This is a genomic window from Bacterioplanoides sp., from assembly GCF_965219715.1.
Taxonomy (GTDB): Bacteria; Pseudomonadota; Gammaproteobacteria; order Pseudomonadales; family Oceanobacteraceae; genus Bacterioplanoides.
The window spans coordinates 2282068-2297234 of sequence record NZ_OZ244785.1; the positions used below are offsets into that span (position 1 = coordinate 2282068).

General features: G+C 46.0%; 9 protein-coding genes. 4 read left to right on the forward strand and 5 right to left on the reverse strand.

Annotated features, from left to right (window positions below; all coding sequences use genetic code 11):
* Nucleotides 1–50: 50 nt before the first annotated feature.
* Nucleotides 51–2228: a TonB-dependent receptor plug domain-containing protein gene (locus ACOQOZ_RS10850; RefSeq protein WP_420592291.1), complete on the reverse strand. Its 2178-nt coding sequence runs from the start codon at nt 2226–2228 to the stop codon at nt 51–53.
* Nucleotides 2229–2602: 374 nt separating this feature from the next.
* Between ACOQOZ_RS10850 and ACOQOZ_RS10855 the strand changes: the two genes are divergently transcribed.
* Entirely contained in the window at nt 2603–3994 is a 1392-nt protein-coding gene (locus ACOQOZ_RS10855; RefSeq protein WP_420592292.1) for a hypothetical protein, read from the forward strand.
* A gap of 441 nt (nt 3995–4435) precedes the next feature.
* On the opposite strand, the gene ACOQOZ_RS10860 is transcribed toward ACOQOZ_RS10855, so the two are convergent.
* The 4 genes from ACOQOZ_RS10860 to ACOQOZ_RS10875 form a co-directional block, all read right to left on the reverse strand.
* Complete coding sequence (locus ACOQOZ_RS10860; RefSeq protein WP_420592293.1) at nt 4436–5269, reverse strand: glycerophosphodiester phosphodiesterase; 834 nt, start codon at nt 5267–5269, stop codon at nt 4436–4438.
* Between the two features lie 715 nt (nt 5270–5984).
* On the reverse strand, nt 5985–6431 hold the full coding sequence (locus ACOQOZ_RS10865) for an SRPBCC family protein (RefSeq protein WP_420592294.1): 447 nt from the start codon (nt 6429–6431) through the stop codon (nt 5985–5987).
* Nucleotides 6432–6615: 184 nt separating this feature from the next.
* Nucleotides 6616–9555: a phosphatidylinositol-specific phospholipase C domain-containing protein gene (locus tag ACOQOZ_RS10870; RefSeq protein ID WP_420592295.1), complete on the reverse strand. Its 2940-nt coding sequence runs from the start codon at nt 9553–9555 to the stop codon at nt 6616–6618.
* Between the two features lie 90 nt (nt 9556–9645).
* Entirely contained in the window at nt 9646–12012 is a 2367-nt protein-coding gene (locus ACOQOZ_RS10875) for a phosphatidylinositol-specific phospholipase C domain-containing protein (RefSeq protein WP_420592296.1), read from the reverse strand.
* 258 nt (nt 12013–12270) lie between these two features.
* Between ACOQOZ_RS10875 and ACOQOZ_RS10880 the strand changes: the two genes are divergently transcribed.
* The 3 genes from ACOQOZ_RS10880 (at nt 12271) to ACOQOZ_RS10890 (ending at nt 15032) form a co-directional block, all read left to right on the forward strand.
* Nucleotides 12271–13305 (forward strand): AraC family transcriptional regulator ligand-binding domain-containing protein, encoded by a 1035-nt coding sequence (locus ACOQOZ_RS10880; protein ID WP_420592297.1) that lies wholly within the window; start codon nt 12271–12273, stop codon nt 13303–13305.
* Nucleotides 13306–13456: 151 nt separating this feature from the next.
* Nucleotides 13457–13690 (forward strand): hypothetical protein, encoded by a 234-nt coding sequence (locus ACOQOZ_RS10885; protein ID WP_420592298.1) that lies wholly within the window; start codon nt 13457–13459, stop codon nt 13688–13690.
* Nucleotides 13691–13700: 10 nt separating this feature from the next.
* Nucleotides 13701–15032 carry a hypothetical protein gene (locus tag ACOQOZ_RS10890; RefSeq protein ID WP_420592299.1) on the forward strand — a complete coding sequence of 444 codons (1332 nt, stop codon included), beginning with the start codon at nt 13701–13703 and terminating at the stop codon, nt 15030–15032.
* Nucleotides 15033–15167 lie beyond the last annotated feature (135 nt).

Consider the following 15167-nt stretch of genomic DNA (forward strand, 5'->3'; position numbering starts at 1 on the left):
GAACACAAATATAAGAAGTGTAGGCAGGTATATTGCCACAACCCATCAAGTCAGAATTCTAAAACCGCCTTCACGAAGAACGCCCGTCCCGGACGCTGTACACCGTAGTAGTCGAACAGTTTTTCGTCGGTAAGATTCTGAACCTCGGCAGTAAGGCTTGCCACATATGGGAAAAAATCTTTGCTGTAAGTAGCACCTAATGTGTGGCTTTCCTGTGCAGCCACTGATGGTTTAAATTCTTCCAACCCCTGGCCTTTCCAGATAAGTTCGAACTTATCAACATATCTGTAGTTCCATCTTAGAGAAAATTCATCATACCCTGAGAAGACCCCTAACCACTTGAGGCTAATCTTTGTATTAAAGAAGGTATGAGGACGATTGGGAACTTGCTGGTTTTTAAATCGAGCAAACAAGCCTGTATCAGCAGTATTAATAAATTCAAAATTTGTATAGTTGGCAGTCACGTTAACAAAGTCTTCCGGGGACGACCAGGAAACTGACGTTTGAACACCTTCAGACTCTACAGCACCAATATTCTCGTATTGAGAAACATCATTCACAGTCATCAACATAATGGCTTCCTCAATATCACGAAGGAAGAAATTAACTTCACCATTCCATGAACCATAATCGGTAACCAGGTCTGAAGCCTTTAGAGAAAGGTTGTAGTTATTCGTGTATTCCTCGTTCAGATCGAGATTCGGGATAATAGTTTCTGAGTCACCAAATACTTCATTAAAGCCAGGTAAACGTGTCGCTTGCTCATACGAAGCTTTCGCAAATAACCAGTCATAAATTCTGTATCTGATAGCACTTCCCCAACCGGTACGATCAACACTGGACTTCAGTTTGTTGCTTGCTCCCTGCTGATCACTTTCACGCTCCTGGCTGTAGTGTTTAACGAAGATCTGGTTCTGAAGTTTTCCCGAAAAAGAATTCAGTGTGTAATTTACACCAGAGACCAAGCTGAACATATCGCGATCCGAATTAATCGGGTCAGCATCAGCATCCTTAATATGATGATTTCTTCCGGTTTGTTGGTTCCATGTAGGTGCAGTTGAGAACTCCAGTAATTGATCCCGCGCAAAATCCCACTGCACGTGCACGATACTGAATTGGCTAGTTTTCCAGGTAGTACAGTCACAAGGGTCACCTATTTCACCAGGGTGCGGGGCAGCAGTAACAACTTCTCTGCCATCCCATAAATAGGAATAATCTGCGACATCAATAAATTCCGACTTCAGCTCAGATACGCCACTGGTGATTTCCAGTGATAACTCGTCCAGAAACTGTTGTTCATAGCGCAGGTTAGCACCGTAAGTATTACGTTCGATAGTGGGTTCACCATAAACTTTACTCATGGTGGCATTGTGCTGAATCTCAGAATAGTATTTGCTGGTGTATAGACTTAATTGGATTAAGTCTGCCCATTTTTTTCCTGTGTACCCCAAATCGACATTAGCACCTTGACCTTCAAAAGCATTGTGAAAACGCTTTGCTTTATACGGCACGATTTGCCCTAAACGATTCGGGATTGTTACATCAACTGTGTAATTGTTATCACTGTAATCATAAAAGCCGTTTAAACGGCTAAAGAAACCACTATCACCATCAACATACTTCAGATTGACAGTTGATCGGCTAGTGCCAAAATCACCCATCAAATGAGAGATTGAGCCACCGGTTCCATCACGGCCTTTCTCCGTAATCAGATTAACCGCCCCACCTAACGCATCCGCGCCAAATTTGATAGGCACGACACCGTGATAGATATCAGCGCGTCTAATCAGGTTGACCGGGATGGTGCCAACACCAAATGTGTAACCCGACATTTCCAATGGAATACCGTCAATAAAAAAGCGAATTTGCTCATCCCGCAAACCATTCAAAGAGAAACGTTCTCGTGACCCCAACCCACCCATTCGACGAATACTGATTCCCGGCTCTCTTGAAAGCACTTCACTCAAATCTGCTGTCAGCTTCTGATCAGTAACAAGATTGATCACATCAACTGCTGCAGCCGACTGTTCGAGAACAACTTCCTCAGCTTCCTCTGCGACTAACACAACATCGTCCAGCTCTGCGGTCTCTTTATTATTGACCGACTCAGTTGCGGCCCACACGAATGACTGAAAAGAAACTAAAGCTGCCGTAGCAGTCAGTTTTCCGGGGAAACCAAACAATTTAGCGAAGTGACATGTTTTCTGAGGTGCGCGGCGCAGGAGCATAACGTCATTATCCAGAGCGGTAAGGCCGATTAAATAAACAAGTGATATCAACAACTTAAGTCAAAAAGCCTCATATTAACGAGGCAGCAGCAGACTTAGCTGATAATGAGAATGAGTAATCTTACGTTCTGATAAAGGCCATCTGCAAGTAAAAAACAGCGCTTCCTGATATCCCGATCACGAGTGTAAAAAACGTAAAAGCGGTGGACTTTACTTGCTGTACTTTTTGGGAATGGTTATCATTTGCGCCGTTTTTTTGATTGAGATTCAATCTCAATTCGCCTTGCAGGACGTTAGTTTACTCATACGTTCCCCTATCCGAATGCCGTGGGCATCAATTCGTTGAGGGGAGTTTTTATTTTTGGAATGGATCAATGAAACTAAATAATCTTATTTTTTGTATGGCAGCAGGCCTTTCACTGGTTGGCTGCGGCTCAGACGATGACAACAATAACAAGGTTACCGACAAGCCTGCAGAAACACCGGCTACCGATCCTAAAGACCCGGTAGATTCTAAGGACCCAGTCGACCCATTGGCCAAACCTCTATACTTGGTAAAAAGTACTGCATGGACGACAGAAGCAGGTATCTCACTGCACTTCATCACAGACACTCTTGATGAAAATACAGTATTCGATCCTAAAAAAGCGCTGGCTATTAACGAGTACACCGGCATTGCACTGCCTTCCGGCGATAACCCTGATAACGCTTTCTATGTTGGCATGAAAACTTCAGGTGTCCTGAAGCGCTATACAGTTAATAATGAAGGAGCTCCTGCCCTGGATAAAGAGCTCGATTTATCTGGTATTACAGGCACCATCGGCCGTGACCTGCTACGAGCCACTCAGTTTATGTCAGCAACTAAAGCTTACGCTTTGGATGCAGCAGGCCTGCAGGTAATTGCCTTTAACCCTACGACCATGACTCTGATCGATATCGATCCTAGCACCGATAAGGTTGATACCATTTCTTTGGAAGCATTAAAAGAAGGTGATGATGGCACGCGCTGGGCTGTTTTCCCGACAACTGATGGCGACCGTTTTGTTGGTACCGTTGGTTTTTACCCGGCTGACAAGTCAGACCCTGGTCTGACAAAGCTGGTTATCGTCGATAGTAAAGACAACAGCCTGGCCACAGACTCCGTAAACAACTGTGGCGCAGTATCTGGCGCAGCGAAAGATGCTAATGGCAACATGTACTTTGCCTCTTATACAACCGCTGCTATCCGACACAAGCTGGGCGTCCCAGGAGCTTACACTCCATGTATGATTCGTGTTCTGACGGGCACTGATGAGTTTGATGATTCATATTTAATGAACATGCAGAACTTAACCAATAACGGCCGTATGGCAATGGGTGCAGTAAGTGGCAACGGTGGCAACATTGGCTATAACCTGATCATGAGCGACTTAGGCCAGGGTATGGTAACCGATGAAGCAACCGGTAAAGCTGCACGCAGCGCTCCTGTATGGGAATTCCACAGCCTGGATCTGACAGACGATAACGCTGTTGCAACAAAAGTTGCTGGTCTTCAAGCGACACCAAATGCTCAGTTACCTAAAGGTATTCCATCCGTTGCAGGTGCTACCATGGGCCGTATTCTGACAGGCTCTTTCAAGCACCATGAAGCTGGTAAAATTACCTGGATGGCTCAGATAGATAGCCAGCTGACAAGCTCTGTTTATAATGCAACCAATACGGAAACCTGGACCTTAATCACTAACAAGATTCCAGGTCAGATCGAATTTGTTGGTCGTCTTAAGTAATTCTTAAGTTCTGATAATATGCGGCGCTTAGCCGCATATTATTTTTATCATTTGATTCTCTATTTCCATCTTCTCCCCCTCCTCCAAACACAGCCCAATTAATTCCTCTTATAACCGACCAGGCTCGCAGTAAATCGCTGGCTGCTATTAACCTTTTTACATCGTTAACCACCAGAGTCATCCGCTTACATACCCCATTAATTTGGCAGCAAACCAAGGAATACTTATGTCGATGCTGCAATGCTTAATCACCAAGCCTTGGTACGGACAATCCTGACTCTGATAAGTCGTATTAATAGAGTCCTGGCCAAACACCGGCTTAAGCAAAGCAGAACGAAAGAGTCTGGTTTAACAGACTTCGCTTATTAAGAAGACAAAAAAAGCGCCTGACCCGAAGGCCAGTCGCTTTTCTTTCTTACTGCAGTTGATATCAGGTGAAGATTAACGGTCGCCCGCTGCTTCAAGTGCCTGATAGATACGTGCTGGATAGTCACCAATAATGCCATCAACACCCATTTCAATAGAGCGTTCAATGTGGCTTTCTTTGTTTACTGTCCACAGGTCAACCGTTACACCTTTCTTCTGGAAAAAACGTACGTAAGGCTTGGTCGTGATCGCATAAGGTAGCTGAGCAACATCAAACTTCGGCTTGTACGCCCAGCCCCAGCCAGAACTCCAGGCCAGGCTTGCACCAATCAGCTCGGCAATAGTAGCGCTGGTTTTTACTTCACCATCACTTACTTTACGGAAGTGTTTCATCGCTTTGGATTTCTGAGTAGCAACAACCACACGATCCTGGTAACCATACTCTGAAATCACATTCCACAGTTCTTCGGCCAGTTCTTTGTCATTGGCTTTCATTTCGATGTTGTAACGCAGACCAGGGAAGTAGTCGAATAACTCACGTAAGCTCAACAGCGTGATACCCTGACCACGGAATGGGTAGGTTGCACCGTCATCCAGCGTAAATTCATGACCTGCGTCTAACTGCTTAATCTGTTCCAGCGTCAGGTCTTTGATCTCATCTTCGATACCAACATTGCGCACCAGATCCTCATCATGGTTAACGATAATGCGTTTATCTTTTGAGATATGAACATCCATTTCCAACACATCAGCACCTTGCTCCAGTGCCATGTGGAATGCCAACCAGGTACTTTGAGGATATTCGCCAGAAGCACCCCGGTGAGCCAGAATATCAATTGCCAGTGCCTGAGCACTAACAACAGCGGTGAGAGCGACTGTCGTAACAGCCTGGGTTATTTTTTTAATCATATTTCAGCCTTGTGTTTTGTTTGTTATTTTTTAATTCTAGGTTTTATTCATGGCATTTTTATTTCGCCACTTTTAAAACCCGGATTATTTTCAACTGGAAAACGCTTAAACCAATTAAAACCCGCCGAATATACCGATAAAAAAATACACGTTAATACCAGTACAGCCCAATACCTTTCGCTTAAGACCAAAGCGATTATTTGGCACATATTATCCGGTCTTAAAACACCAAAACCTGGCCGAATCTCACAATGCCTAATATTAACGGCCGAAGCGGAGTAATCGCTTAATGATTAAAAGTGAGACTAATAACTGGCTTTTCCAGTATCCCGATGCAACGCTCAGGTTTGTATTTTTGATTTCTGGGTCCTGGCAGAATATTCTCGCTTGTGATTCGGGAAGCCGACCGCCCTCGATATAATTCCGAGACGGGATAAAAGCAAAGATACTGAATAACGTTGCTATTACCGGATCACCGCAGTTACTACAAACACCACGATTCAACGACAACCAGCGTTTGTAACGACGAAAGGTAATCTCGGAACGTTTAACCATTGAAACTTTCCCCGCCAACTGAACAGTCACATCAGAGTACTTTTCCTTATATACCGCCTGACAGATTGAGCAGTGACAATAGAAACGCGCTAACAAAGGCTCATGAACCTGAATCTGACATTCACCACATGAGCATTGCGTTGCAAGTTTTGACGTCAAACTAAAGCCCTCCGTTTTCCTCGATATGCTTCAACATACGATGAAATACACGTACACCATTCTTTTCAATTTGTTTATCCATCAACCAGCCGATCACTGGCCAGGAAACGTGCCCCTCAGAGATCCATACAACCCGTGTGTGCGTGGCATCAATCGCTTCCATGCTTATCTTGCCAAGCTGATGCCCCATAGGAATAGGCTTTGAGTATTCAATCTGGTAACAGATCTGGCTATCCGTCAATACGTCGTAAATCCGTTCTTTTACAACAAAGTTTCCGCTGCGAATCAGACGCAGTGCACCGTTACCATTTGCCTGCGGCTCTCCCGGTTGCAATAAGACCGACTCGTTAATCATTGGGAATTTTGCATAGTTCTGATGATCAGACAACGCCTCAAACACCACACTAACAGGCTGTGAAACTGTTCTCTCTACTCTTATGCGATACATAACATGACTCTTTTATTGCTCAATAACATTATTAAACCGACTGATGTATCGGCCCTGCAAACTCATCCTGTGCATAAACCATTATTCGCCCGGTTTATTCATCCTTGTTTCATTGTTGCTGTAACCAAAAAAAGGGTGCCTTTTGGCACCCTTTGTATTTACAGCAGTTTTCCTGCGTATGGTCTTAACGACTACCCCAGGTGAAATCCTGATTTGGGTTACCGGTTGGGTACCATAACAACAAGTTAGCGCCGTTACTGGTATCTGAGTGTGACAGGTCCAGTGCCAGGTTGTGATTTTTACGCGGGCGAATGGTATCGCCAACAAAATCCCACTTCAGATTAATATGGTCGACACATGGATGCATCACCACATTCGTACCAGCAGAGTTACCGTGAGTACTGTCTAAGCACATGTTGCGGTTATGTTTGCTGCGAATAAAACCCGTCGCTTCTTCATAGCCCCATTTCTGCCATGCCGCCGGATTCCAGCAATCCCAAACATAAGCATTTGCATGAACTTCGCTGCTGGCTAATTTTCCAGCAGGTACGTCCATACATTTACCCATCACTTTCAATTCACGGAAATCAGTAAACTGGATTTTATTCATACTCAGCGTCTGGTATTGCTTGAAGTCTCCGGCATTGCTATGGCTTCCCGTCGCATTAAAAGTACCCGCTGCGACAGCATTATCATTGCTGTAGGAATATGCCTGATAAATACCGACATCAGCATCAGCACCGGAGCCGGAATCATCCCAAACTTCAAAACTACCGCCTTGCGTCAGGAATCCACGCCATACGCAACGCATATCATTGGTACTTGGCTTGGCACCACTGGTCGCCAATAAACCTAGGCACTGATAGCCTGCTGGAGCGGTTGGTTTCCATAGCGAAACATCCTGGTCAGCACCCGAGCCGGCATCGCTCCATACGCGGGAATAACCGGCAGGTTTAGCCAAAGCACCACTGCCATCATCTTTTGCCACCAGCGCAGATGGATTACTTGGCTTGCTATGGCTACCCACAGCGTAATCACCCAGGCGATAGAACCCATCAGCACCGTTTGGACGCCAGATGGAAACATCATCATCAGCACCGGAACCGGCATCAGTCCATACCCGGTCGAAACCTAAAGCATGTTCAACCTGCAGACGATAATCTTCCGGAATATCGATACCTCCGCTCAGGGAAGCCAGATTGCTTTCTTCAAACTGAATATCCGCCCAGATAGGCACATGATCGGATAATACGCTGCTGTCACGACACTCAGAGCCACACAGATCGGCACTTAAAACTTTACCGCCTTTAACGAAAATAAAGTCGAGTAACAAAGTCCAGTCATTGGCAACCAGACCAGCTTCTGAAGTAATACGCTTATGAGTCGCCAGACCATCATGCGCATCGGTGTAGTTATCATCAAAAATCGGATTGAGCGAAATATCATGCAGACCTAACGGATCCGCAAAAATATGACCCACAGCATTTAAATCACCACCCAGAATCCGGGTAAATGGCTTCCCTTTCGCATGGTAAACCATTTCAGCGTGCTGGCCTTTACGGGCTTTATCACCGGGAATACCAAACGGAGAAGCAGAATGAGTTGAGTAAACGTGAACAATATCGTCGCCCACTTTTAAATCAGCCACAACAAAAGAACGGCCGGTATCCGTTTCAGCGGTACCTGGGAAACTGGAGTGCTGAGCCTTAAACCGTACTTTTGAAACATTGCCCATCGGGTAACGGGAAACAATGGCATTACCGGTCTGACAGCTTGAGCTGGCACCGTCTTCATTGGCGTTTACATAGTAGCCATTAAACGCCTTCGCATATTCACGGGCAGTATTGCGGCCGCTGCCACAGCCATCACCACGCACCGTTTCGCTTAACAGAATAACGTCCGGACCTTGCTCACCGAATTTTTGCTTCAGGTAATTAACCTGGTTCTGAATACGCTCAGCTGAAGGTCGCAAGACGTTATAGCTCACAACCGATAAAGAGCTCTTCGGTGCAGGTTCATCGATTGCGAACTTATCACCTTCAACCAGGCATTTACCGCTGGCGCATAAGTTAACGCTTTCATCGGTCGCCTGACCCCAACTGAACTCTTCGAAATGGTAATCGGAGAGGTCATTCAGGTTAATAATATTGTTAATCAGACGCTCGCCCGGGAAGTCGGTCATAACCATCCCGGTAAAACCACCTTTTTCAATATAATCGGCGGTCAAAGTGTTGGTACCTTCAAAAGAAATGGTACAAATACCAATAAAACAGGTTGTGCGAGGAAAATCCGGATACGAGTTTTTCCAGCCCGGAGTGGTTAAGCCGGTTGCCAGACGCGGTGCAGAAGTACCAGGACTTGAATGACCACTCACTACAAAGTAAGGGAAAGAGCCATTAGCACCACTTAAATAGTTCATATAAATGGTGTCGCGATTTCCATTAGTCGCTTTATTAATGTGATTTTTAACCGAGGTCCACTTATCGTATAAATCCCAGTTAGTCGTCAGTGAATAGTCGTCCTGAATATCCAGGTTACTGTACGGAATACCATAATCGGCACCACCGAACTCCTGCATAATCACAAACTTGCCACGAATTTCATCCAGCGTTGGGTTGTCGCTGTGACCGGTGTAATGACGCTCGCCGAGATTTAACAGGTACTCATCCAGAGTGTCGTTGTAGCTGCGGCTATTACCGGAACCATCGGTGCGCTTCAGACGGAATAAAACCGTTTCAGAAGGGTTAGCGGTTAAAAACTCATTGATATCACGCAGCACATCGTCGAAATAGGTATCCTGATCGATAATTCCGTGGTGCATGCGGTAGCGGTTGTTTACATGACGCACGCGCATGTCAAATACACGAAGACCTGAGTTCAGCTGCTGCATCAGTGTCATCGTTTGGTTTTGCCAGATATCACCGGCTTTAATTGACATTGTATCGTGGGTGCCTGGAAGTGATAGCTCACTGACGCGCTTTTCCCCCGGAACCCGTGCCATCCACTGCGGCTGATTTCCTACCGCTTTATAGTCGTGGCTATAAGCCTCGTCATTATGTGCAAAGGCAGGCTGAAATGCAGCGAGCACTCCAGCAACGGCCGTCGCTATTATTCTTTTTTTCATGATCGATCCTCGTTTAATTTACTGAGAACAAAAGCATTTGTTATTTTTATTAAATAATTATTTTTTTATCGTTCACTTAAGGGCATCAAACTAATTCCAGCTCCATTGCTGATTCGCGCCGCCATGACGTTGCCACAAACCAACAGCAGCGCCATTTTCAGTGCCAAAAGCATCGAGAGTCAGATTGGAATTTGGTTTTGGTGCAATCAGTTTTCCGGTGAAATTCCATTTCTGATTATTGCTCCAGGAAGCGCATTGCCACATATGCGGACGAGCGCCATTATTCGACCAACCAGCGTGATCAAGACAATAAGAAGGATCAGCTTTATTGTGTAATAAACCTGTCAGGCTATCGTATTTCCATTTCTGCCAGGCAACACCACTGCAATCCCAGATCACTGCTTTTTTACCGTTGGCAGGAACCGAACCTTCAAAGTCCAGGCATTTACCATTAACGCGTAACTCGCGATATTCATTTTTACTAACGCAGTCGCTGTTCTGATTACACAAGTGTGACGCACGTTGTGAAGGCAGACTCAGAGGGCCGTTAAGCCAATTAACAACGCGTGAATCCAGAACACGGAAACGATCAAAGTTTTTTGGATTAACAATAAAAGTATTCGGGCTTAAACCGGTATTGGCTGTCGCCCCGGCAGGCACAGAAGCACCATTAAAATAAGAATTCAGATACGCCGTTGCGTCATAAGCGCCACCGGAACCGGCATCGCTCCATTCCCACAAAGAGCTGGACTCAATCAGTTGATCATCACGAACACAACGCATCAGATTAGTATCAGGCTGAGTGCGACTTTGCGACGCAACCGCAATAGAACCTAAACAGGTGTAGCCTACCGGCGCTACCGGTTGCCAGAAAGTCACGTCGGTATCACCACCGGTTTTCCAGTCATTCCAGCGCCAATCGTAACTAACAGGCTTGGCTAATTTCCCACTGCCATCATCAAAAGCGACCAGTGAGCTACCCGGTTTACGGGAGTAGGTATAAGCACGTGGACCGCTGGTCGCAAGACCGGCAACATCGCCGAGGCTATACCAGCCATCGGTAAGATTCTGGGCGCGCCATACCGAAAGATTATTATCGCCGCCAGTACCAGCATCGGAATAAACCCATTTGTAGTCATTCCAGCTTTGTACTTTTAAACCCGTGTTTTCATTCAGGTTAGCCGCGTGTTGCAGATCTGCTCCGCTTAACCAAGCACCATTACTTTGCTCACTGTAATTCAGCCAGGCCGCGGTTTTCTGCGCTGCAATTTTTGCACTTTCCAGTGCCTGGTTTTGCTTAGATGTCCGTGGCACATCAAAGTCAAACGCATTACCAAACTCTGCCCGACAAACTGCCTGGCCATTTTGCCATGCACCTTCTGCCGAGGTTATTTTCCAACGATTACCATCGCTGCAGCTGTAAGCGAAATTTAATCCACAGCTATCGTCATAAAAACGACCGTTGTAACTGACTGCACAATCTACCGCAGCAGCTGAACCGTTACCGGCTTTGTTATCCGGTTGATCCGGAGCCCAGCTCCAGACCGCTTCGGCAATACGGTTGTCATCTGTTTTTAACCAGTCAAAACCGAAGACAGTACCACCACACTTCATCAATGGTCGTACCGCGCTATCCGGCATAACGCCGTCAGCTGCCGGATCGCCTTCTGCGGCATCATCGTAAAACAACGCATAACGGCCACCACCGTGAACACTGCAGGCACGATATTCATGGCCGTAGTTTTTATAAGCCTCGCTATCGCGTTCCGGGTTGGTGCTCTGGAACACCCAGGAGCGGCCGATCGGATTGCAGGAAGCACCGGAATACCCTTTGAAAATAATTTGCTTGCCCTGGTCGAGCATCTCGGCCGGAGTCAGATCGGCAGGAAAAGATTTACAGCCCTCGTCAGCGGAAGTGCGCTGCGGCCGATAAACGATATCACCAATCGTACGCTGTATTGCTTCTTCGAAATAATGGTATTCGTCATCAGCCATCTGATCTTCGAGTTTGATGACGATAATCTGATCACGATTCTTCTTGGCCCAATCGGCAATCTCCACCAGCGCAGAGTCGAGATAAATATAATCGTCAGGCAGCAGACCGGTAATTAAACTGGATTCAATATCACAGCGACCGCCGTTGTGGCAGAGAATGACAGAAACGTACTCAACCTTGGTATTGCGCCATAAATCCAGTTCGAGAAAACGAGACCCTTGCTCCAGTTGTTGAGTAATACTCAGGTTCTGATTCTCATACAGCTCCATATCATAGGCGTTTGAGCTGTAGGAATTATGAGTACCAATAATGTTGCTTTGGGTGATTGGCGTATGCTTCTGCAGTTGGTATTGCAGATTAAGAGCATCCTGACTCCAGCCTGCAACAGCAGAACCACATGAGCCAGCGAGTACAGCAGCAGCCAGTAGCCGACTGTTCAGGCGAGAAAGCTTGCTTTTCATTGTTATTTATCCGGAAGCACTGTTTAAAAAATGGATTCAAACACTCCTTTTTTCTGAGGTAACTAGCAATCAAGTCCAAAGAATAACAATTTGGCCTAGACCAAAATACTGGCCTGTTTCGGAACATAAGTACAAATTTCCTTAAAGCGCCATCAAATGACACTTAGTGCCAAATTACGACTTAACAAGCCAGTTTGTTTGATAAATAATCGTGAAACGAGCATTATCTAACGAAAAGCAGTACGCAAGTCCCAGCACATGAACGAACAACAAACCGCCACCGTCCGCTATGTCCACGTTGTACTGCAGCATCTCAAGCGCAGTGGCTTCCGCCGCTCCGAGTTTCTGAAAAGCCTCGACATTCCGCTGGAGTTTATGAAAGGCAACGTGATGCGTTTGCCGGTCTCTCAGATTGAATACATCTGGCAAAAAGCCCGCGAGCTGACCCAGCAGGAAGCATTGGGATTATTGTGTGCCGACCCGATTGTGTTGCCGGACTACGGCATCATGGCGCACTACTGGATGAATTGTGAAAACCTGCTGGAAGCTTTTGATGGCAGTCGTTTTCATGAAAAGCTGATGCACACCGGAATGATCGGCACACTGAAGCTATGTGGTGAAGATACCTACCAATACAGCAACCATACCCGTGCCTCAAACCGTTGGTTAACCGCAGCACTGGTTGAGCTGGATTTCTTATCGGTACTGCGGGTTGGACAACAGCTGGTGTCGCCTGAAAACACAGATAAAGTGCGGGTCAAACACGTCTACTTCACTCATGCACCTAACGCTGACGAAGCCTTGTATCAGCAGCTGTTTCAATGTCCGGTGAGTTTTAATGCCAGCCGTAACGAAATGCTGGTTGATAAACATGTTCTGGAACTGAAAGTTCATTCGCCAGACCCCAGCGTAAAAAACATGCTGCTTGATAACATCAACGAGCTGATTCAGAAAACGGTACATGTCAGTATTTCTTCACAGGTCGAAGAGATGCTGCAACAAGCTCAGCAGCAATCATTGGTTCTGAAACTGCCGGATATTGCCGCCAAACTGAAAATGAGTGCTTCAACGCTGAAACGTAAGATTCAGGAAGAGAACAGCAGCTTCAGTGAAATTGATAAACGCGTGAAATTAACCACAGCCAAGCGTCTGATTTATCAGAATAAATTGTCTATCGAGCAGATTGCCGAACTGCTGCAATACAAAGACAGTACGTCATTTCATCGTGCCTTCAAGGGATGGACAGGTTGCACGCCAAAGCAGTTTCGCCAACAAAAAAGCGCCAGCGACTGATTACCGGTAACTGAGCACCAGCGCACATTTCTGCCAACCTATCATGCCAGCCGGATAAATATAGACCAGTCGGTCAGCAATTGAGCCAGTATGGCAATGATTGTCGCCTTTCGCCCTGATAGTTTTCGTTTTTTGTTATCAGGAGTGTTTAATGAGAATCTTTTTAGTTGTACTCACCCTGTCCCTGGCTGCCTGTGGCGGTTCAGGTTCATCCTCATCATCAAAGCCGGACAGCAAACCGCAAACCTCTGGCAATAGCAGCACCAATGCCATTCCGCAGAAGAATGCTTTAGCACTGGATAAATTCCCGGTGTCCGATCTGCAACAAGTAACGTTCCAGTCACTGGACTCCAGCTCTATTCCAGCCATTAAAACGTTTGACTAAGGTGACTGCCATGAATCAATCATTATTATCCGCCGCGGTGGTTACCGCAGGTTTACTCGTTTCTGCGCAGGCTTCAGCGAACGACATCAGCAGCTTGCAGGGTTATTACAAAAGCAAAGCCAGTATTAAGTACACTCAGCAAAAAGTGGAACAAAACAAAATTGATTTTGTGGTACTGGATTATGCATTAAAGAATTCCGCAGCCAGCAATACGCCAGTTACTTTGCCGTCACTTGAAACCGTGCTGGCAAGCCTGACGGTGAGCGATGAACAAAAGCAGCAAATGACTGCTCTTTATAATTCTCTGAATCCAGAGCAGGCAAGCAAAGCCTGTATCGTCGAAAAAGATTCAGCCAAAATTATTTATCTGGCCGATGATGAAGCCAGCAATTGTGACGCATTACCGCAACAGTCTTTTAAAGCAATGTCACTGGGCCCTGGTCGCTCTTCACGCTATGAAGTATTAAGCTTCTTCCGCGCGTACGGTGAAGCCCAGTCTGAAGGCAGCCAGTACTATATTGAGAAACTGGAAAAAGACAGCGATGGCAGCCTGGCTATTCAAAGCACGTTTTTATTACGTCAGAACAATGAGCTGATTGGCGACGTTACCCGTGTTGATCGCAACAACTCCGGTTCATACCTGATCGAAAACTACGCTGATTACGGAAAACCGGCAGGCGACAAAATTGGTTACCGCTCTTTCCAGTGGACACCAGCTCCCATTCGCGAAAACTCTGCTGCAATTATTAATTCTTTTGCCTACCTTTACGGCGATCAGTTGTCATTAAATAACAAGGCAACGCCATATTACTGGGCGATTAAAGAGTCAGTAACCGGGCACACACTGCGTTCCGGCAAACAGGTTTATCTGTCACAACACGTTGAGCGCCGCCAGGTCAGTACTCAGGATGCAAACAACTTTGTTAAAGACAATTACAGTGCGGCAAGTCGTTCCGATTGGCTGGCTTATAACTTTAATAATGCCAACAACCTTAATGGCCTGAGCCCGGACGAATGTATGATCTACAGCATTCGTAATAACGAACCGGTTGTTCGCTTTAAGGGCTACAACCGTAGCCTGAGCGACTGTAATACCGAACCGGAAGGTTACGAAAAGGAAACGCTGAGTGAATTAACCAGCGACAACAATCAGAAAATTGCCACAACGAACAGCGAGTTAGTAAACAGTGCAGCCAATCTGATTGAAGTGGTTGAGGCCAGTTCCGATACTGCTAACAGCAAGATTGAAATTACCCAACAGGCTTACGATGCAATGAAAATTCAGTACGACAGAGCGGTCACTGAGTACCAGAACTTTACCAGCCTCGAATTCTGGAAATAAGTTTCTTCCTTTTGGGCGCCAGGGCGGCGCCCTTTTTTTATCCGTTAATACCATCCTGCGAATCGGGCCAATCTGGCACGTTGAACCACACTGTCATACCTTTTTCATTGATTCTCTTTTAGATTGATTTCTGGA